The 18,963-nt window shown below is 61.4% G+C and carries 18 protein-coding genes and 2 pseudogenes; 8 read left to right on the plus strand and 12 right to left on the minus strand.

The features are described from left to right. The first annotated feature begins 2 nt into the window (after nucleotides 1–2). On the plus strand, nucleotides 3–2,234 hold the full coding sequence (locus tag ACMT1E_RS08830) for a sigma factor-like helix-turn-helix DNA-binding protein (protein ID WP_414899731.1): 2,232 nt from the start codon (nucleotides 3–5) through the stop codon (nucleotides 2,232–2,234). 32 nt (nucleotides 2,235–2,266) lie between these two features. Here ACMT1E_RS08830 and rlxS read toward each other — a convergent pair whose 3' ends face one another. Further along, on the minus strand, nucleotides 2,267–4,249 hold the full coding sequence (gene rlxS / locus ACMT1E_RS08835; protein WP_414899732.1) for a relaxase/mobilization nuclease RlxS: 1,983 nt from the start codon (nucleotides 4,247–4,249) through the stop codon (nucleotides 2,267–2,269). Nucleotides 4,250–4,631: 382 nt separating this feature from the next. On the opposite strand from rlxS, the gene ACMT1E_RS08840 reads away from it, so the two are divergent. The 6 genes from ACMT1E_RS08840 (at nucleotide 4,632) to ACMT1E_RS08865 (ending at nucleotide 9,996) form a co-directional block, all read left to right on the plus strand. After that, entirely contained in the window at nucleotides 4,632–4,841 is a 210-nt protein-coding gene (locus tag ACMT1E_RS08840; RefSeq protein WP_414899733.1) for a hypothetical protein, read from the plus strand. Between the two features lie 20 nt (nucleotides 4,842–4,861). Next, the gene (locus ACMT1E_RS08845) at nucleotides 4,862–5,245 is read left to right on the plus strand and encodes a thermonuclease family protein (RefSeq protein ID WP_414899735.1); all 384 of its coding nucleotides are present in this window, start codon (nucleotides 4,862–4,864) and stop codon (nucleotides 5,243–5,245) included. 84 nt (nucleotides 5,246–5,329) lie between these two features. Beyond that, nucleotides 5,330–6,507 (plus strand): IS3-like element ISSpma1 family transposase gene (locus ACMT1E_RS08850; RefSeq protein ID WP_145923348.1). Its coding sequence is split into 2 segments (ribosomal slippage): nucleotides 5,330–5,594 and nucleotides 5,594–6,507, totalling 1,179 coding nucleotides; the frame shifts between segments, so codons are not numbered across the junction. Nucleotides 6,508–6,588: 81 nt separating this feature from the next. Beyond that, complete coding sequence (locus ACMT1E_RS08855) at nucleotides 6,589–7,320, plus strand: aldehyde dehydrogenase family protein (protein ID WP_414903357.1); 732 nt, start codon at nucleotides 6,589–6,591, stop codon at nucleotides 7,318–7,320. A gap of 44 nt (nucleotides 7,321–7,364) precedes the next feature. Then, nucleotides 7,365–8,456 (plus strand): alanine dehydrogenase, encoded by a 1,092-nt coding sequence (ald, locus tag ACMT1E_RS08860; protein ID WP_414899736.1) that lies wholly within the window; start codon nucleotides 7,365–7,367, stop codon nucleotides 8,454–8,456. Between the two features lie 298 nt (nucleotides 8,457–8,754). Further along, nucleotides 8,755–9,996 carry a hypothetical protein gene (locus ACMT1E_RS08865; protein WP_414899737.1) on the plus strand — a complete coding sequence of 414 codons (1,242 nt, stop codon included), beginning with the start codon at nucleotides 8,755–8,757 and terminating at the stop codon, nucleotides 9,994–9,996. Between the two features lie 158 nt (nucleotides 9,997–10,154). Here the strand turns inward: ACMT1E_RS08865 and ACMT1E_RS08870 are convergent, their stop codons facing one another. The 4 genes from ACMT1E_RS08870 to ACMT1E_RS08885 all read right to left on the minus strand — a co-directional run bounded on the left by ACMT1E_RS08870 (nucleotide 10,155) and on the right by ACMT1E_RS08885 (nucleotide 13,221). Next, a complete protein-coding gene (locus tag ACMT1E_RS08870; protein ID WP_414899738.1) occupies nucleotides 10,155–10,487 on the minus strand; it encodes a helix-turn-helix domain-containing protein in 333 nt (110 codons plus the stop codon). Beyond that, nucleotides 10,456–10,854 carry a type II toxin-antitoxin system RelE/ParE family toxin gene (locus tag ACMT1E_RS08875; protein ID WP_414899739.1) on the minus strand — a complete coding sequence of 133 codons (399 nt, stop codon included), beginning with the start codon at nucleotides 10,852–10,854 and terminating at the stop codon, nucleotides 10,456–10,458. Before ACMT1E_RS08875 ends, ACMT1E_RS08870 begins: the two co-directional genes overlap by 32 nt. Nucleotides 10,855–10,982: 128 nt before the next feature. Further along, nucleotides 10,983–12,008 (minus strand): tyrosine-type recombinase/integrase, encoded by a 1,026-nt coding sequence (locus ACMT1E_RS08880; RefSeq protein WP_414899740.1) that lies wholly within the window; start codon nucleotides 12,006–12,008, stop codon nucleotides 10,983–10,985. A 478-nt stretch (nucleotides 12,009–12,486) separates the two neighbouring features. Next, the gene (locus tag ACMT1E_RS08885) at nucleotides 12,487–13,221 is read right to left on the minus strand and encodes a hypothetical protein (protein ID WP_414899741.1); all 735 of its coding nucleotides are present in this window, start codon (nucleotides 13,219–13,221) and stop codon (nucleotides 12,487–12,489) included. 25 nt (nucleotides 13,222–13,246) lie between these two features. On the opposite strand from ACMT1E_RS08885, the pseudogene ACMT1E_RS08890 reads away from it, so the two are divergent. After that, a pseudogene (locus tag ACMT1E_RS08890) lies at nucleotides 13,247–13,363 on the plus strand (integrase catalytic subunit); the annotation flags it as partial. Nucleotides 13,364–13,404: 41 nt separating this feature from the next. Here ACMT1E_RS08890 and ACMT1E_RS08895 read toward each other — a convergent pair. The 7 genes and pseudogenes from ACMT1E_RS08895 to vsr form a co-directional block, all read right to left on the minus strand. Then, nucleotides 13,405–13,506: pseudogene (locus ACMT1E_RS08895) on the minus strand (transposase); the annotation flags it as partial. A 28-nt stretch (nucleotides 13,507–13,534) separates the two neighbouring features. Then, nucleotides 13,535–14,684 (minus strand): IS3 family transposase gene (locus tag ACMT1E_RS08900; RefSeq protein ID WP_414899742.1). Its coding sequence is split into 2 segments (ribosomal slippage): nucleotides 13,535–14,429 and nucleotides 14,428–14,684, totalling 1,152 coding nucleotides; the frame shifts between segments, so codons are not numbered across the junction. Between the two features lie 364 nt (nucleotides 14,685–15,048). Next, the gene (locus tag ACMT1E_RS08905; protein WP_414899743.1) at nucleotides 15,049–15,369 is read right to left on the minus strand and encodes a hypothetical protein; all 321 of its coding nucleotides are present in this window, start codon (nucleotides 15,367–15,369) and stop codon (nucleotides 15,049–15,051) included. Then, nucleotides 15,366–15,758 carry a hypothetical protein gene (locus ACMT1E_RS08910; RefSeq protein ID WP_414899745.1) on the minus strand — a complete coding sequence of 131 codons (393 nt, stop codon included), beginning with the start codon at nucleotides 15,756–15,758 and terminating at the stop codon, nucleotides 15,366–15,368. Before ACMT1E_RS08910 ends, ACMT1E_RS08905 begins: the two co-directional genes overlap by 4 nt. Nucleotides 15,759–16,046: 288 nt before the next feature. Further along, the gene (locus tag ACMT1E_RS08915) at nucleotides 16,047–16,898 is read right to left on the minus strand and encodes a nucleotidyl transferase AbiEii/AbiGii toxin family protein (protein WP_414899746.1); all 852 of its coding nucleotides are present in this window, start codon (nucleotides 16,896–16,898) and stop codon (nucleotides 16,047–16,049) included. A 7-nt stretch (nucleotides 16,899–16,905) separates the two neighbouring features. Then, nucleotides 16,906–17,529 carry a type IV toxin-antitoxin system AbiEi family antitoxin domain-containing protein gene (locus tag ACMT1E_RS08920; protein ID WP_284732254.1) on the minus strand — a complete coding sequence of 208 codons (624 nt, stop codon included), beginning with the start codon at nucleotides 17,527–17,529 and terminating at the stop codon, nucleotides 16,906–16,908. 116 nt (nucleotides 17,530–17,645) lie between these two features. Further along, complete coding sequence (gene vsr / locus ACMT1E_RS08925) at nucleotides 17,646–18,935, minus strand: DNA mismatch endonuclease Vsr (protein ID WP_414899748.1); 1,290 nt, start codon at nucleotides 18,933–18,935, stop codon at nucleotides 17,646–17,648. Between the last annotated feature and the right edge of the window lie 28 nt (nucleotides 18,936–18,963).

Genomic DNA, 18,963 nt, shown 5'->3' on the forward strand with positions numbered 1-18,963 from the left:
TCATGATTACGTCGCTCCGGGCATTTCTGCTGACACGCACCGCTGACGGCGAATGGCACAACGAGGTCTTTCACGCCCTCGAACCGGTGTTGAGAGCTTGGGAGGCATCAAGCGGCGCGGAAAAATGCGCGGTCTTGCATGTAGGGTTTGAGCGCCGCACGGCGCGAACCTTCGAAGCGCTTGCGACGCAATTTCCGGGCAAGGTGTTGCTGACGCCAGGAGCCCGTGGCGCGCTGCCTTTGACATTTTCGAGTTCGAGGGAGCCGATTGGTATTGTCGGCTCGGAGCCGATCTATCTTGCGCTCGAGGGATGGGGCTACTCGGCACTCGAACCGGAGACGACCCAACCGGCAAGAGCCGGGTTCGGACTTCAGGGATGGGTCAACGATTTTGCATTCGCCCATCCGGAATTGCGCGATCGGCTGATCGACGCAGGAATCCTCTGCGATGAGACTTACGTTCGACACGAAGAGGTGTTGGACGCTGATCTCAGAATACGGCTCGGCAAATTCCGTTCCGCCGCGTTGGTGGGCACGGCCAGCGACGACCCAACCGCGCTCGCCCGCGCGGCGCCGCCTTGGCTGGCATCGCGCCCCATTGCGGATCTCGACCTGACCGTGCGGATCGGCAACGTGTTCAGAAATCTCGACGCGACAAGCGTTGCGGACATCGGCAAAATGTCCATTCCGGAACTGCTTACGCTTCAGAATTTCGGTAGGACGTCGATCCGCCATCTTGTTAGCATTCTGGAGCGCGAACTGGCGGCGGGGCCACGCTCTCTCGACGTCTTGGCCTCCCAGAAGGTCGACGATACACTCATCGAAGCCGTGCAGCGCTCGCTCTGCACCCTCGCCGATCGCGAACGGGATATTCTCAACCGACGCATGGGTTTCAATTGCGAGCCAGAGACCCTTGCCGAGATCGGCGACAGCTACGGGATTACGCGCGAGCGCATCCGCCAGATCGAAGCAAAGGTCGTCGACCGCTTGATCCGGATGGAAATCTGGGACGACATATTGGCGGCAAAGCTCAGCGCGATGCTGGCCGAGCGCGAATTCCCATTGCCTCTGATTGGCGCCGAAGCTCTAGACCCCTGGTTTCAGGGCGTTGCCAAACATCGCCGGGCGGTCCGATATCTCATCGACAACATGTGCGACGCTAAGGTCTCGCTCGTCGACATCGACGGCATCGAATATCTTGGTTTCCTCAGTCAGGACCAGTGGAACGAGATCGTCGGAACGGCGCGCCGGCTCTTGGCGAGCGGCGTCGATCGAAACTGGACGGAAGACGACTGCCGCAATCACGTCCTCCTGCTGGTTCCCACTGAGGCGCGTGAGTTTGGCGCCCTACTCTGGGATATTGCCTCGAAATGGTGCCATTTCGCTGATGACGGCGGCGCCCGAATCCTCATCTCCTACGGTCGAGGTGTCGACCAGATCGTTGAGGCTGTTCTCCTAGAGAGCGACATGCCTCTTCATTACTCGGAGATCGCCAGTCAGGCGTCTGTTCGCGCGGGCCGCGATCTGGACGAGCGCCGTGTCCATAACGCGGCGGCGGAAGTCGGATATCTGTTTGGTCCAGGCACCTATGGTGTGGTCAAGCATCTGAGCGTGCCGCGCAGCGAGTGGGAGGCGTTCGCCGAGGAGGCGGCGGAGATCGTCGCCGAGGCCGGGCAAGACCGTCAATGGCACGCGTCTGAGGTGGTCGACCTACTTCGTCAGCGCGACGTCCGTATCCCCGAGAGCTTCGACAAATACCAGATGGATATCGCGCTAAAGGAAGCGGCGACGCTCCAGACCTTGGGTCGAATGGTCTGGGTCCGGGACGACTGCACGAACGACAACGCGCGTGTCGACATACGCCAGGCGGTGATTGCGATCCTCCAGAGCGCTGGCGGTCCGTTGACATCTGCCGATCTCCGGCAGCGAGTGGTTGCGGTTCGCGGAATCAATCTGGGCATGCAGTTCCAAGTCAGTGATCCGCTGATCAAACTCGACTCTCAAGTCTGGGCACTCAATGATCGCGACATCGGTTTGAAGCGGCCTGATCAGCAGCAGTTTCTCGACGAAGTGGTCGCGTCCTTACGAACGCGCGCGAAACCGATCCACATTTCAGAATGCCCTGCGGTCATCGGCGATCAACTCCCGGCGCGAGCGATATTCTGTTTGGCATCCTTGGATCCTCGGCTTCGCACTACGACTGACAGATGCCTGTCGCTGTCTGAGTGGGCTTAGCCACGTTCGTCGTTCAATCGCATGATCGCTCCTTATGAAATGATCGGTCCGCTTCGGCTACGGCCGAAGCTCCAGCTGATCCCATCGCCGCGCGTAAGACCGGACACGCTCTTGCCAATATGGCGGTCCAGCACCGGCCGCCACGGCACCAGCGTGAATTCTCGCGACTTCTCGACCAGCGCGAACCGCCCGCTCATCGTGTCGACCGGCCTGCGATAGATGCCGCTCACGCGCGCGCCGGGCTCGCTTTCGACGAACGGCATGCCCAGCTCGCGCGAGAGCTGCGCGCCGATACGGAGCAGATCGCGGCGCTGGAGGTCCGCGATCATGCCCGGCCCGTAGGCCGTGCCGCCGGCTGCTTCCTCGGCAAATCCCTGTGCGATCAGCCATTGCCGCCGGCGCGCCTGGGCGTCGCGCGCATCATGGCCGAACCCGGCATCGCGAAGCGGCGCCGGATGGGCGGCGACCAGCTCGCGGTCAAGCCAGGTCGCGGCCTCCGCGCCGATCAGCTTTTCCAGCGGCTGCGAAGAAAGCGTCTCGACCGCCACCGGCCGGTCCTTCGCCCGTGCCGCTTCATAGGCGGCCGCACGGTCGAGATGATCGGTTGCTATGATCCATGTGCCGTCGGCCTCGCGCGTGACGCCGCCGGTCAGCCGCCGCATCGCCTCCAGCCGGCGCACATGGGTTTCGGCGAACGCCTCGGTTGCCGACTGGTCATGGCGAAGATGCGCGTCGACATCGTAGCGCCCGCCATTGGCGGCAGCGACCGCGGCGACCGTGCGGTCGGCCTCTCGGATATCGACCGACACGGGCGTGATCCGCACGATCGCGCCGTTCGCATGCGGCTCGACATTCTCGCCCCTGCCGATCTCGGCATAATGGGTGCGGCCATCGGTCGCTTCGACCAACAGATAATGACGGTCGTTGAGCTCGTCTGACAGGCCGCGTTCGATCACACGGCCGACCAGCGGCCGGGCATCCGCCGCGGTGGGATCGTAGATAGCCTGATCGGCAAGCGCCGGCGCAGACCCTCGCGCGGTGAAGGCACGCTGCATGGTGCGGATGATGTCGCCGCGCTCGCCCATCCGCTTCAGCGTGTCGGTAAGATCGGGAGCGAGACGCCAGGTCGAGGCGCCCATCTGCGTGGCGAGGCCGAGCCGCGCGAGCTTCTTGAGCCGGCCCATGCGCACGGTCTGGTCGAATGTATCGCTTGCGCCCGAGCTGACGAGCCGGGCGGCATCGGCATCGCGCAGCAGGGTGCGGTCGATGCTGGTCAGGCGCTCCTGATCGACCTCGCCGCGCAGCTTGTCCTGGATCGCGTCGGTCGTGCGCGGGCCGAGATCGAGATCGATCAGTTCCGCCGCGCGCTCGCGCATGCCCTGGGTGATATATTCGCGGGCGATGATCAGGTCCTTGCCCCGGTCATCCTTGCCGCGCAGGATGATGTGGGTGTGCGGGTGGCCGGTGTTGAAATGATCGACCGCCACCCAACCGAGCTTCGTGCCGAGATCCTCTTCCATGCGCGCCATCAGCCGCCGGGTCAGCTCTTTCAGATCGTCATACCCCGCGCCGTCCTCGGGCGAGACGATGAACCGGAACTGATGGCGGTCGCCCTGCGCCTGATCGAGCCAAGCCTTGCCGTCGATCTTGTCGGCGTCGGCGCCGTAGAGCTGACCGCGCCCGCCGTCGCGGGTCGTGCCGTCGCGCTCGATATAGCGCATATGCGCTCGCGCCGCGGCGAACCCCTTGCCGGCGAGCTTGACGATCCGCGATTTTATGATGACCCGGCGCGTGCGGAACGCCGCATAGCGATCGCGGCTGCCGAGGACGCGGCCGACGCCCGAGCCGCGTCCGATCCGGCTACCATCGAAGCGGCTGCGCCGGCCGGACGCCGCGGTGCCGCCGCGGGCCAGATTGGCCGCGGCGAGCACCTTGGACAGAAACTTGCGCCCCTGCTTGTTGCCCTTGGCGCGCATGCGCCCCAGGCGGGGTTCGAAATCGTCGTCGCTGAACATTGCCGGACCCTGAAGATTGCGGGCTTATCCGGCAGCATGACCCGGCCCGGAGCGGCTGAAAACCGGTGCTAAATTTTCCAAGGGATTCCGCGGCGCGGCGCAGACTTGGCACCACGATCCGCCGGCTGGTGCCAGCGCCCCGCGGAAAAACGATGTGCAGACAAACACTTATGGTGTCCAGCCAAAGGCTGGCACCATTGCTTCATCTTGCCTTACGCGAAATCTCCCTGAAAACAGTCGAATCCTCTCCGTCTCACCCCTAAGCCAAGCGAGCCGGAGCGACCGAAGGACGCGATCGGCGAGCGCGGCAACTGCCAACGACAAGCGATCTATCCCGCGCCGCAGATGGCGCCAGGACCGATGGAAGGGAGACGAATTTCAGGTGGCCGACAAGGTGAAGGGGCTGATCGCCGTGCTCGCGCCGGCACCGATTTGCGACGAATGCATCGTCGAAAAGCTCAGTCTGACAGCGGTTCACCAGGCCAGCCATAGGGCGCGCGAGCTTGCAGGGAGCGATGGTTTCGAGCGCGCGAAGGACCATTGCGCCTTTTGCGGCGAGGCCAGAATGGTCACCCGCCGCGTGGTCCGGTGAGGTCGATCGCCATGCGGAAAATGCTCGCGATCGGTGCCGCCGCGATGGTCGTCGCGGCCGCCCCGCCATCACGAACTACGGGCCGGATCGCCAATGTCACCGACGGCGACACCTTCCGGTTGACGAGCGGAGAGCGTATCCACATCGCCGGAATCGACGCTGCCGAGACGCAGCCGGGCAACGCAAATTTCGCTCGCGAGCTGGCGATCGGCGCGGCCGCGAAGCGCCGCGCGATCGCGCTGCTCGATGGCCGCACCGTCGCATTCGAACGGGTCGGGTGCAGCTACAACCGCACCGTGGCGCGGGTCTGGATCGGGCATCGCGATCTCGCCGTGACGCTCGTTGATGCTGGGATTGCGCGCTGGTGGTCGCGCGGTGAACCCAAGCCCGACTGGTGCGGATAGGGTTGATCGGGCATCGTCAAGTGATCTGCCCCCCGCTGAGTGGCCCAGAGACTATGATAGTCTGGACCATGAAAGGGACATTGAATGCCGAGCAAGAAGCACAAGCCGGAAGAGATCATCGGCAAGCTGCGTGAAGTTGAGATTGTGCTGGCGCAGGGAGCGAGCACGGCTGAAGCCTGCCGCCGGATCGCGGTCAGCGAGCAGACCTATTATCGGTGGCGCAAGGAGTATGGCGGCCTGAAGACCGACCAGGCGCGGCGGATGAAGGATCTGGAGAAGGAGAACCAGCGGCTGCGCCGGGCGATCTCGGACCTGACCCTGGACAAGCTGATCTTGCAGGAGGCTGCACGGGGAAACTTCTGAGCCCCGCGCGGCGGCGGCGCTGCATCGATCAGGTACGACGGGATCTGCCAGTGCGGGTATCCGAGCGACGGATATGCCGGGTGCTGGGTCAGCATCGATCGACGCAGCGCAAGATGCCGCGCGGGGCGGATGACGAACAGGCACTGACCGAGGACATCATTGCATTGGCGAAGCAATATGGTCGTTACGGCTACCGCCGGGTCACGGCGTTGCTGTGCCATGCGGGATGGACGGTGAACCATAAACGTGTCGAGCGGATATGGCGGCGTGAAGGACTGAAAGTCCCGCAGCGCCAGCCAAAGCGCGGGCGTCTATGGCTCAATGACGGATCGTGCATCCGGCTACGCCCCGAATATCCGGGGCATGTCTGGGCCTACGATTTCGTCGAGGGGCGGACGCATGACGGTCGCAAGTTCCGCATCCTCACGATCATCGACGAGGCCAGCAGGGAATGCCTGGCGCTCATCGTTGCACGGCAGCTCAAGCATGAGGATGTTCTGGCGGCCCTGGCCGACCTGTTCATCTCGCGTGGGCCGCCAGCGCATATACGATCCGATAATGGTAGCGAGTTTATCGCGACCGCCGTCCAGAAATGGCTGGGGCAGATCGGCGTAAAGACCCTCTACATCGCGCCGGGATCACCATGGGAAAATGGCTATAACGAAAGCTTCAACGGGTCGCTTCGCGACGAACTGCTCAATGGCGAGATCTTCTACAGCCTCGCCGAGGCCAGGGTGCTGATCGAGGCATGGCGGCGGCATTACAACACCGTCCGCCCGCATAGCAGCCTGGGCTACCGGCCACCGGCACCGGAAACGGCGACACCGCCATATCCGGCCTCCGGTTCCGCTTCGCTCCACCTCCGTCCGGATATGGCGGCGATGAGCTTAATGCACTAACAAACCAATCGGTCCACTCGGTGGGGGCAGACCATCCGCAAGCTCAGCTTCACCGGTTCCACAAGGGTGGGCCGCATCTTAATGCGGCTGTGCGCCAATACGGTAAAGCGCCTTAGCCTCGAACTGGGCGGGAATTCTCCCTTCATCATATTCAACGACGCCGACGTGGACCTTGCAGTTGCTGGTATTATGTCGAGTAAGTTCCGCAACGCAGGGCAAACCTGCATCTCCGCCAATCGCATCCTCATTCAATCCGAGATCCATGATTGCGTCGTCGATCGACTCGGTGGCGCTATCCGCGGTCTCAAAGTCGGAAACGGCGCCGATCCGGATACAGACATTGGCCCGCTAATATCGGCCCCTGCGGCAGAGAACGTTCGGCAGCAGATTGCCGATGCGCTTGCGAATGGTGGCCACATTGCTGCGCAGGCATCACTGCCCGGAGATAGAACCGCGTTCGTGGCACCGACGCTCATCACGAACGCAGCGATATCAATGCGGCTCGCACAAGAGGAGATTTTTGGACCGGTGGCCGCAATATTGAAGTTCGACGATGAAGCAGAAGCTGTCGGCCTGGCGAATGACACGCCAGCGGGTCTTGCGGCCTATTTCTACACGTCAAACGCCAATCGCAGTTGGAGGGTCGCCGAGGCGCTCGAATATGGAATGATCGGCCTCAATACGGGGGCCATTTCGACCGAGTTGGCGCCCTTCGGCGGTGTAAAGCAGTCGGGCTTCGGACGGGAGGGCGGCCGCGAAGGCATCGATGAATTCCTTCAAAGCAAGTCGCTACACTGGTCAGGAATTTCCTGAAACTACCGCTATTCGGTCAACGCATCAAATCGAAAGGAGGACGCATGCGCATTGGCGTTCCCAAAGAAGTCAAGAATCACGAATATCGTGTGGGGCTTACGCCATCTTCTGTCGCAGAACTTGTGGCTGCAGGCCATACTGTCTTCGTACAGGCTAACGCAGGAGCGGGTATAGACTTCAATGATGACGCCTACATCGCGGTAGGGGCAAAAATCGTCAGCTCCTCGGTCGAAGTGTTCAGTGAAGCGGATCTGATTGTTAAAGTAAAGGAGCCTCAAGTCGAAGAAATTACACTTCTTGCGCCTCGACACGTGCTCTTCACCTATCTTCATTTAGCAGCCGATGCGCCCCAAGCTGAGGGACTAATGGCATCGGGTGCAACCTGCATTGCCTACGAGACCGTAACAGCCAGCGACGGCTCGCTTCCTTTGCTTCGACCAATGTCAGAGGTAGCTGGCCGTATGTCTGTGCAGATTGGTGCGCATTATCTCGAAAAGGAGCGAGGCGGCCGCGGGGTTTTGCTCGGCGGCGTGCCTGGGGTTCTGCCAGCTCGCGTCGCGATCCTCGGCGGTGGTGTAGCAGGTGAAAACGCAGCGCAGATCGCAATGGGCATGGGTGCCAGTGTTATCGTCTACGACATCAATGGGGCACGTTTAGCCGACCTTGATAGAACATTTGGCGGTCGCGTTCGTACAGCTTACGCAGTGAAGTCGGTGCTCGCGGAGGCGATCCGTGAGGCCGATTTGGTGATTGGCGCAGTTTTGATTCCTGGCGCCGCCGCTCCAAAGCTCGTTTCGCGCGACATGCTGAAAACCATGAAACGTGGTTCCGTTATGGTCGATGTCGCAATCGACCAAGGCGGATGCTTTGAAACCAGCCGGGCAACGACCCATACAGACCCGATCTATGAGATCGATGGCATCATCCACTACTGCGTCGCCAACATGCCCAGCGCGGTGGCTCGAACATCGGCTATCGCGCTTAATAATGCCACACTGCCTTTTGTACTCAAATTGGCAAATGCCGGCGCGGAAGCGGCAATGGCATCTGATCAACATTTGGCGGCGGGACTTAACGTAACGGGCGGCACAATTGTCCACGCGGCAGTGGCCTCAGCTTTGGTGGATTTCAATTAACTGAAACATCGAGAGTGGGCTCGGTCAGACTTTCTAGATCGCGACGCATTCAGGACTTTCTCGTCCTGGCCGTTCGGCTCAAACGTGGCCTGTTCCACTAGGGAGCCGAGATACGGCATGCGTAAATCAAACATGAACCCTCGGACGTGTCGCCCGCTTCATGTAACCTTCTTGATTTCCGAGCTGCGTAATCTCGCTCCGCAGTATTACCATCCTCGATGGATCGCCGTGTCTGAATAGACACCGAAGGTGATGTGATCGTCGGAAATCGTCGACTCTGGTCAGGGTATGCTTGCGAATGTCGAGAGTGTTCACGCGCCAGGAATTCTACGATCTGGTGTGGTCAAAACCGATGACCCACCTTGCGAAGGAGTTCGCGCTCTCGGATGTGGCCCTCCACAAGATCTGCAAGAAGCACGATATCCCGAACCCACCGCTGGGATGGTGGGCGAAAATGGCTGCCGGCAAGGCGGTCAAGCAAACCCCATTGCCGAAAGCCAAGGCTGGCATGTCCGACAGGATCACGATCGCGGCTGGCCAACTAGGACCGGAACCCGCGGTTATCGCGACTGCACGCGAGAATGCCCGCCTGCTCGCGTCATCGATCGACACCGACGCCGCCTTGTCGTCGAACCCGGTCGTCGATCGGACTATCGCCCAGCTCCGCAAGGCAACGCCTTCCTCGATCAACGGCCTTGTCACAGTCGAGGGCTTGAACGTGATCAAGGTCAGCGTCGCGCCGGCCTCGATCGACCGCCTGGAACTCGCGCTCGGCCGTATCGTGGCAGCGGCGGAAGCGCTGGGAATAAAGCTGGTGCGGGGCGAGAAGTCCGCGAGCTTCCAGTGCGAGGGCGAGACGATCGGCTTTTCGATCAGCGAGGGTGTCCGACGCGAAAAGCAGGTGCCGACCGAGAAGGAACTCGCCGAACAGGAGGCGGCCCGAAAACGTCGTGCGCGCCGCTGGAACAACCCCGGCAGCTGGGACGACATGGATTTCAGCCCGTCGTTCCTGCGCCGGCCGGAATGGGATTATCATCCGACCGGCCAGCTCGCGTTCGAGCTGGAGCAGTCATATCTCTTGGGCGGCAGCCCGCGGCGCTCATTCAAGGATGCGAAGGTCCAGCGGATCGAGAACATGGCCAGCGACATCGCGGTTGGCATCGCAGTGCTGGCGGCAGCGAAGAAGGACGATCAGGTCAAGCGTGAGGAACAGGCACGGCAACGCGAGGAAGAGCGGCGGTTGCGCGAGCTCGCCCTTCGCAGGGATCATATCGCCGAACGTCGCGGCAAGGCGCTGGATGAAGTTCTCGAGGAGATGGCCTCGCTTGATCGGCTGAGGAGGCTGGTAGCGAATTTGCGCGCTGAGAAAATGTCAGAGAGCACCGGCCGCATCGGGGAATTCCTGGGGTTGGCCGAACGCCGGCTGGTATCACGCGAAGCGGCGCTTTCGGCTGACGGTCTCGAGCAGCGTTTTGAGAAAAACAAGCTGTTCGGCGACGATGATGATCACGCCTTTCGCCCGCCCTATGGCTATTACTAAGCGGCTGTCGAACAGCGCAATTTTTGCCCCTGTCCGGAGACATCCAGCATTTTCCAGACGATGTGTTGGTGCTATTGATGGTGCCGGTGATTTTCCGCTGCTGATTTGCGCGGATAATCAGCTGCTTGGGTGCCCGATCACAGTCCTCTTCTGCGCGGTTAGGCGATTGCCTGCAACCCCTTCGCCTTGACGAGATTCAGCAGTTTGAGCGACGGTCCATCCGGACGCTTCTCGCCACGCTCCCACTTGCTGATCGCGTCTTTACGAACGTTGAGATAGTGGGCGAACACCGGCTGCGAGACCTTCTCGCGCTCCCGCAAGGCACGAATTTCTTCGGGGGCCATCGGCTCGACCGCGGTGAGGCATAGCGCATCGAACTCGCGCATCGTCGACTTGTCGACGAGCCCGATCCGATGGAGTCCGGTTGCGGCCTCATGCACCGAGGCCAAAATCGGGCTTTCAGCCCGCTTGCTCTTCGCCTTCGTCATCATCGTCCGAAACCTCGATCAATTCACCCGCCGCGACAGCGGTTCCTACCTCGTCCTCGGAAAGACCCAGGTACACCGCCGCCAATTGCTTCAGTGCCTTGAGCTCTTTCACGCTCACATTGGCCTTCTCATTCTTGGCAAAGCCGTGGGCGAAGAAGCTGTGCCCGCCAACCCTGAACAAGATGATCGTCCGGAACCCTCCTGACTTACCGCCACCGCGTCTGGCCACGCGCTGCTTGAACACGCCGCCGCCCAGGTCCGCGTCGTGCTCCCCGGCCGCGACTTCAACTGCTGCGGCACGAAGAGCTTCCGACGCGAGCCCCGCCTTGCGCGCGAAACGGGCGAAGCCCTTCGTCATGAACACGGTCACGATCGTGCTCGCTCGACGGAACGAGTCATAGTATAGTCCTGAGAGCTACAATTCAAGAACCGGCACGTCGGCTGCCCTTTGCGTGCCGGGCCAAGCTCGACATCGGACCTTAGCGATGCGTCGCACGCTTATGCATCCAGCCGCGCCGCGAGGTCGGCAGGCTTGGGCTTGTAGTAGACCTGCAGCATCGAAAGCGACTTGTGTCCGGTGATCGCTGCCAGCTCCAGAACGTTGGACAGTTTCGGGGCCATCGTGGTGGCCGCCTCTCGCCGGCTGTCGTGAAAGTGGATGTGGGGCAAGCCAGCCTCGCGCTTTGCATCGCGGAACAGCTTGTCGAAGTGTCCCGTCTGTACAGGGACGACCGGCGCGCTCGGCTCCCGCTTCTTCACGATCCGCAGCAGCGTCATCGCGGCCTTGGACAACGGCACGTCGCGCTCGTCACCGTTCTTCGTCATGTCGAGATGAGCATGGCGGGCGTCGAAGTCGATGTCCGACCACCGCAGCGATAGGATTTCGCCCTTCCGCATGGCGGTCTCGAGCGCGAGGTAAAAGGCGAACGCGACCCATTGCCCCGACGTCGTCGGCTCCGACGTTCCATCCCAACCGAGCTTTGCGATGATGGCCTTGCGGTCCTCGGCCGTGACGCGCTGGGTGCGCGGCCGTGGCTTGCGCGGTTTGGTGATCAGCGCGCAGGGATTGAAGTTCAGGCCCACGCGCCACTCCTTCATTGCGTGGGTGAACATGCTCGAGATCAGGCACAGTTCGCGGTTCACCGTCGAGGCCGACACCTTGCACAACCGCTTGTCGCGCCACTCCGCCATATCGGGCCCAGTGATCGCCGTTATCGGCCGGTCGAACAGACGGCTCCGGCGGATGAGCATCTTGATGCGAATCTCTTCCCACCGCCCGCCTCTTTTTCCGGGCGACACTTCCTTCGCGTAGCGTGTGAACACCTCCTTGGCCGCTTTCCCGGCGACGGGTGCGATCCGTTCCTGAACGATGTTCTCAACGCCATTGCCCGCGAGGATCTTTGCTTCGGTCGCGATTGCCCAGGCTTCGGCGTCGGCCTTTGTGTCGAAGGTCGCGGACACCGTCCCGCCCTTGCGACGAACCTGGACGCGCCACGACTTCTTTCGTTTCTGAAGGGTCGCCATTGTGCCAAATCCTGTTATTTTTTGCCACACCGCCCGATGGGTGCGGTTCGCCTGACTCGGCATAGGCAGCATGGCACAAATGGCACAAGAGGCGGTCAGAACAGGTCATTCTGAGTAAGAATTTATCGGAACAAATATATTGAAAACAATGTATTAGGCAGAGATGCTAGGCTCGGAAAGGCATCTCGACCGCACCAGACACTATAAGCGCTTGATAAACAGTGCCATTCTGTGAGGGCCAGGTAAATTTCGCCCGAGTTCCCGGGACTTTGCCGAGAGGACTGGAACGGCGTGGTGGTCGCCTTGGTCTCCGACCGCCGATGGACCCGCACAAATACCCCTGAGTCTCCATGCCGTGCAAAAGTGACCACAGTTGCGTTGCAGATGGTGATGCAATGGGATGCCGCATCGGCTGTTGATCCTGGGACCAGAAAGGGGCTCCGAAGAGCCCCCACTACGATCAGGTTGAGGGGTCGGGCTACGAGAACCCGAGTTGGTTGCGCTGCTCCGACCAGTCGAGCGAGAGCGACGTTGCCATCAGCGTCTTGCGCTTGAGCGATGCCGGTTGTCGTCCCTCGAGGATGGTTGTGACGATGTCAGGCGCCAGATAGCTGATGCGTATCATGTCGGCGAGATGACCACGGTCGCGACCGAGCCGTCCGGCGATCTGTGCCAGCGATCCGCTTTGGTCCAGCACGGCCTTTCGAACGGCATGCGCTTCTGCGATCAGTTCGACAAGACGCGTGTCGCGACCGGTTGGGGCCGGTTCCTCTGTTCCCGGAATAATGAGCTTTACGACCTGACCACGCCGAAGGCGCTTTGCCGGAAAGCTGAGAAGATGGAGATCAGGCGAACCGGCAGTCAATGGCGACAGCCGAACCATGATGTCGATATGATCGTCATGCAGGTCGATGCGCTTGACCATGTCCTGCAGGACGGCACGCTGGCTCGCACCACTCCCTTCGTTCAGCATCATGGCGGCTGCATGGGCATGCCGGAAGCAAGCCTCGATCGCGCCGCCGTCTTCAAGGCGGACCGCCTCATGGACGGCATGCTCGTCGCGCAGGAAACTGGACAGCTTGTCCCTCACCATCCGTTCGAGTTCATGTGCCGGGACGCGCCAGATCCGATCATTGCGGTCGGTACGATGCCGCTCATGGGTGATGTAATAGCGATAGCGCTTGCCCTGTTTGCTGGCATGAGATGGCGACATCGGCCGACCAAGCCCGTCATGGATGAGCCCGGTGAGCAGGCGGCCACCCGTGCCCGAGGCCGGTCCATCGCCAGTGTCGCTCTCTGGTTCCGCTTCGCTCCACCTACGGCCAACACTGACCATGGAGGCGTCAATGCACTAACAATCCACCCGGACCACTCGGTGGGAGCCGATCACGATGCAGAGCGTCTTGTGCGGGCCATAGTCTTTCGGCGCACCCCGCCATCGCAACCCGTTGCGATTGACGAAAACGATGCCGCTCAGCACCCGCCGATCGTCAACTCGCGTGACGTGCTCCCCTGATTGTTACCAGTCAGAGGTAGAGTCCGGCTTCTTCATGATGGTTGATTGATGGGATGGCAATGGTCCTGGGGGCATGCCCCCAGGACCATTGACCGGCGATCTCGGCGGGTGTTTGCCCGCCCAGTTTCGAGTGCGGCCTGACGTGATTATAATCGTATCGCCAAGCCATGAGCACGAAGCGGGCATGCGCCAGCGACGTGAACAGGGTCTCGTTGAGGCATGCGTCACGCAGGCGTCCGTTGAAGCTTTCAACGAAGCCGTTCTGCATCGGCTTCCCCGGCGCGATATAATGCCATTCGACCTGACGCTCCTGCGACCAGCGCAGGATCGCCGACGAGGTCAGTTCGGTGCCGTTGTCGCTGACGATCATGTGAGGCTTCCCCCGCAGGCCGATCAGCGTCGTCAGTTCCCGGGCAACGCGGATGCCCGACAGCGACGTATCGGCCACCAGTGCCAGACACTCCCGCGTAAAGTCATCGACGATGCACAGGATGCGGAACCGCCGACCGCACACCAGGCTGTCCGATACGAAGTCGAGCGACCAGCGCTGGTTCGGACCCTGCGGCAGTGCCATCGGCACCCGCGTGCCCAAGGCCCGCTTGCGGCCACCACGGCGGCGGACCCGCAGTCCCTCTTCGCGATAGATACGCAGCAGCTTCTTGTGGTTCGGGCGCATGCCCTCCCGCACCAGAAGATACCCCAGACGACGATAGCCGAACCGGCGGCGCTCGGCCGCCAGCTCGCGCAGGCGTTGCCGCAGAGCACCGGCATCCGGCCTCGTTGGCTCATATCTGATCACCCGGCGGCTCACGCCGACCAGGCTGCACGCCCGACGCTCGCTCAGCCCGTGATGGTCACGAGCATATGCGACGGCTTCCCGCTTGGCGCCGGGCGTCACCATTTTTTGATGTCAGATCCTTCAGCACCGCATTGTCGAGAATCGCCTCGGCCAGAAGCTTCTTCAGCTTCGCATTCTCGTCCTCAAGCGCCCGAAGCCGCCGCGCCTCCGACACGTCCAGACCCCCGAACTTGGCCTTATACTTGTAGAAGGTCGCCGAGCTGATCCCGTGCCAGCGGCATACATCCGCCGTCGGCATCCCCGCCTCATGTTCCTTCAATATCGCGATGATCTGCTCTTCACTGAACCTGCTTCGCTTCATTCCGTCCGACTCCTTCGCGTCGGACTCTACTCAAAATCGGTCACATTTCAGGGGAGCACGTCAATGCCTTGCGCGCCGCGCGATGAAAACCGGTGTCGCCGGAACGGGCGGATTTCTGCCATTTCAGGAGACCGGTGACACCGTCCGTCATGCGGCAGTGCCGTTCATTCCCCCGAAAAACGATGTGCAGGCAAGCGCTTACGGCAACAGGAGTGCCAGTGCTTTATCTTGCCTTACGCGCCTTCCCGATTTTCTGGCGTTCTTGCCCACCGACCTCTGCTCACGTGCCTGGCAGCCGAGGCAAATAGAAAGCGGGAGCGACGCCGGTCCGACGCCGCTCCCCACCCGCGAATATGCCCGCACTTCACTCGGATCGTGGCATCGTGATCGCAGGAAACGGAAAGTCCGAGTGCAGGCTGAGCATGAGGATAGCCAGCCGCCTGAGACCCATCGACAGAAAATAATATGAATACGACAACTCCTCTTCGAGACCGTTCTCCGCAATGAACGTTTCGTGAAGATCGAGCTCTTTCAGCGCACCAGCAAGAAGGCCCCCCCGATGGTCACGCGCGAGCTGCTGTGAGATTCTGTTCTCCTCTTCGGAGAGGCTCTGCAAGAACTCAACGATCCAAGCCTTCTCTTCAGCAGAAAGCGCTACGGGTTCTCTAGGTTGAGCCATGTTCACAGCACCATCGAGGTTGTGGAGGAGCCTTGCTGAAACGCAGGTGATTTGGGATCGCTATCGTGATGGAGAATCTGCGCGAATTCTATGATCACCTCAACGAGGCGGAGCGGCAACTTTCTGCGGAGGTTGCGGCGGACCGGGTGGGTCTCCTCATGCGAATCGCCGTGAATGAGCTCGATCTCGATTTCGAAGGCTTCCATCGAGGGGCAGCGTCCGATGAAGTGGATCAGGAACGATCGTATATCATCCGCATTGGCGTTGTTCGGATACTCAAGCTGGCAATGGAGGCGCATCGCGAATTTGAAGCGCCCGCCATAACAATTCAGCGCGATCTCAGATATTCGGGCCCTGTCCTCCAGCTGATCGCCATAGCCGGGACGATCGAACATGGTCGTCGCGTGGCGCAGAGCCTCTCTGCCGTCGGCGGGCGCATCGAAAAACTGGAAGACAGCTTTCGGATAACTCTCCCTTCGAAGCTCCCTGATCTCGAACTACACGAGCGAGAGCTGGAGCGGCTTCATGTCGGAAATCATCGCTCGTTTCTCTCCGAGGGCTACGAGGCAATCGTCGGCGAGAAGATCGGTGACGAGGTCAGGACGCTGCTGACCGATCTGGTCTACCCGTTCCGAACACACTTCAGCCACGGCGCTGGGGCAGCGGGCGGGCGCGGCGACGCGCTACGGCGTGGTCGACAGCCTCTGACAGGAAGGGCCGACAAGCGCCCAAGCAGCTTCGACGACTTCTTCGAAGGCCAGTTCCTTAAGATCGAGCGATGCGGCGTAGGCGTGCCATTGAGTTCGTTTGGCATCGTCACCGATCATGGCATCGGACAGCCCGGGCGGTCGGTCCGCCGGGATGGAGGTTCCACGTCGCTCGAAGGTGGCTCGGATAGCTGCATCCAGATCGTCAGGAGCTATCTCCAGCGCCCGGGGGATCGCCCAGAGGTCGAAATAGTCCTTCATCCGACCGTTGGCGATGCCGAGTGCCACCATCGCCTGAAACTTCTCGGCGATGACCGATGCAGGCGGATAGATCCGGATCTCCGGCTCATCCATGCCCAGCATCGAGGGATAGGCCATGGTCCGGGCAGCGTCGGCGAGCGCGTCACCGAAGCCGATGTCGATCGTGACGGGTATCCGGGTCCTTTCAAGATAGGCATCGGCACGCAGCCGCACGCCACCATATTCCATCTCTTCCCGGATGACGGCGGTCCTCAGGCTTGCCGTGTCGAAGGCAAGTCCGTCGTCAGCATCGATCGACAGGACCCCGGCAAATACCTCGCGCAGGTAGTCAGGGTCGGAGTCCCCGTGACCCAGAAAGTCCGCATCTCTCGTCTCGCGCGAGCTGCTTTCGATCCAGAGGGTGACGAGCATGCCTCCTTTCAGAATGAAGGTGCCACGATGTTCGGAGATCGAAAGGCGATAGAGCAGCCGCTCGAGGGCATAGCGGACGAGCACCACATCATAGGCTCGCCCTTCGGCGCGAGCGAGGTTCAGCAGCCGCTGCTTGACGGAGGCCGCAATGTTCACTGGCGCCTTAGCCATTGGAAGTGAGTGCCTCGAGATAGGGACGCATGATGTTCCATGCGTCGCCAGCCATTGCCGCTTCTGCGATCGATGCCGGCGTCGCCCTGCGCTGATCCAGCGTGGCGCGGAGTGCTTCCACTGCGACGGATCGATCGACCAGCTTTCGATTTCGGAAGACGTCTGCGAGGGTCTTGGGGATCGAATAGATCGGGACGCGGGTCCCCGAGATCGTGTGGTGCTCGATTCCCTGCTGCATGTATCTGTCCCGGAACTCGACGATGCGGACCGGTGGATAGGACGAAGCGGACGGGCTCCAGTCCTTCACGCTGACCGCCATCCAGACCTTGCGTGGCATCTGGTCGGTCAGCTCATGGTATGCCAGCGCAGAGACCATCGCCACGACGCCACGAGGGACCTTCTTCGCTGCCTCTGCCAGTGCCTGATGGGTGTCGATATCGCTGTCAGGTCGCTGATAGAGGCCGCGCGAGATGCGGATCAGTTCACCGGCCGCAACGGCGCGGGAAATGGTCTTGGGATCGATACCCTCGCTGCGAAGCTCGTATGCCCGCACGATCGGCTTCTGCATTAGCAGCTGGGCAAGGAGGGTTCGCTGGGGTTGCTGCGTTTCGCTCATTGGTCACATAACCTGGGTCTGGCTGGCTTGAGACCCAGGTTATGTGACGCGGCCGCTGTCACATAACCTGGGTTTGTGCGGGATGAGACCCAGGTTATGTGACAGGTGTGAATGTTTCAATCGCTCTTCGCTTTTGGTCGGACCAGCGCGCTCTCGTGGGCGAGATCATCGGACCGAAGCCATGCCACGACGTCCTCCAGTGTCGACGCCGCATAACGCTTGCGAAGCCCGCATTCCCAGATGATGGCCGTCCGCCATTCCATCGACTGCAAGGTCTCGACGACGGTCCGGTCCCGTTCGACATTGCGCTCGAACTTGCCGCGCCAGAATTCGACGTTGCTCGCCGGTGTCGTGCACCAGTGACACCCCTCATGGCGATGCCAGAAGCATCCGTGCACGAAGATCGCAGCGCGCCGGGAGGCAAGCACGATATCGGGCCGCCCGGGAAGCTTCGCCGCGTGCAGCCTGTATCTGAAACCGGCACGATGGAGCGCCTTGCCGAGGCACGGGAACAGGTATTTCCACCAGTGCGTGTGCTCGTGAAGCTCCTTGAGCATCGCGATCACCTGCCGTGACAGCGGCACCCGGTGCGGCCGTCGCATCTTCATGCGCTCCGCTGGGATGAACCAGATCGCCTCGTCGAAATCGATGTCGGTCCATTCCGCCTGCCTCAGCTCGCCGGGCCGAAGCAGCACATGTGGGGAGAGCCGCATTGCCATGATGGTGACCTTGTGGCCGCTGTAGCCGTCAATGGCCCGGAGCAAAGCGCCGACCTCGGAAGGCCGCGTGATGGCCGCGAAATGCTTGACCTTGGGCACGGCGATCGCGCCGCGAAGGTCGGCGGCAACATCCTTGTCGCACCGGACGGTCGCCACACCATAGCGGAACACGCGGCTCAGGACGCTGCGCATGCGCCGCGCACTCTCGTAGGCTCCGGTCGCCTCGACCTTGCGAAGCACGGCGAGTGCCTCGTGCGGCGTGATCTGCGCGATTGGGATAGTGCCGATCAATGGATAGGCCTTGGCGAGAAGCCAGCGGATCTTGTCGACCGTCACCGGCGCGAGACCATCCCGCTCGCATTTGACAAGCCATTCCTCGGCGACCGCCTGGAAGGTGTTGGCAGCGGCGTACTTGGCCGCGATCCGCGCGCGCTTCTTCTCAAGCGCCGGATCGATCCCCGCAGCAATCTTTTTCTTGGCTTCGTCGCGCCGGACACGTGCTTCCGCGAGGCTTATGGTTGGCCATCCGCCGAGATGAAGCTTCTTCTGCTTGTCGAGGAAGCGGTAGTTGAAGCGCCACAGCTTCGAACCATTGGGCTGGATGACGAGATAGAGGCTTTGAGAATCACTCAGGGTCCAAGCCTTTTCCCTCGGCTTGGCGGCATTGATCTGGATGTAGGTCAGCATGGTCGTTTCCCAGCAAGGCCGGGTCGAT

The organism is Sphingomonas flavalba, assembly GCF_047553045.1.
In the GTDB taxonomy this organism is placed as follows: domain Bacteria; phylum Pseudomonadota; class Alphaproteobacteria; order Sphingomonadales; family Sphingomonadaceae; genus Sphingomonas_L; species Sphingomonas_L flavalba_A.

Bases quoted from the DNA above. Each gene is read 5' to 3' on its own strand.
- ACMT1E_RS08830 (WP_414899731.1), top strand. From the start codon at position 3: ATGATTACGTCGCTCCGGGCATTTCTGCTGACACGCACCGCTGACGGC.
- rlxS (WP_414899732.1), bottom strand. From the start codon at position 4,249: ATGTTCAGCGACGACGATTTCGAACCCCGCCTGGGGCGCATGCGCGCC.
- ACMT1E_RS08845 (WP_414899735.1), top strand. From the start codon at position 4,862: ATGCTCGCGATCGGTGCCGCCGCGATGGTCGTCGCGGCCGCCCCGCCA.
- ACMT1E_RS08855 (WP_414903357.1), top strand. From the start codon at position 6,589: ATGCGGCTGTGCGCCAATACGGTAAAGCGCCTTAGCCTCGAACTGGGC.
- ald (WP_414899736.1), top strand. From the start codon at position 7,365: ATGCGCATTGGCGTTCCCAAAGAAGTCAAGAATCACGAATATCGTGTG.
- ACMT1E_RS08865 (WP_414899737.1), top strand. From the start codon at position 8,755: ATGTCGAGAGTGTTCACGCGCCAGGAATTCTACGATCTGGTGTGGTCA.
- ACMT1E_RS08870 (WP_414899738.1), bottom strand. From the start codon at position 10,487: ATGATGACGAAGGCGAAGAGCAAGCGGGCTGAAAGCCCGATTTTGGCC.
- ACMT1E_RS08880 (WP_414899740.1), bottom strand. From the start codon at position 12,008: ATGGCGACCCTTCAGAAACGAAAGAAGTCGTGGCGCGTCCAGGTTCGT.
- ACMT1E_RS08885 (WP_414899741.1), bottom strand. From the start codon at position 13,221: ATGTCGCCATCTCATGCCAGCAAACAGGGCAAGCGCTATCGCTATTAC.
- ACMT1E_RS08910 (WP_414899745.1), bottom strand. From the start codon at position 15,758: ATGTTCGATCGTCCCGGCTATGGCGATCAGCTGGAGGACAGGGCCCGA.
- ACMT1E_RS08920 (WP_284732254.1), bottom strand. From the start codon at position 17,529: ATGAGCGAAACGCAGCAACCCCAGCGAACCCTCCTTGCCCAGCTGCTA.
- vsr (WP_414899748.1), bottom strand. From the start codon at position 18,935: ATGCTGACCTACATCCAGATCAATGCCGCCAAGCCGAGGGAAAAGGCT.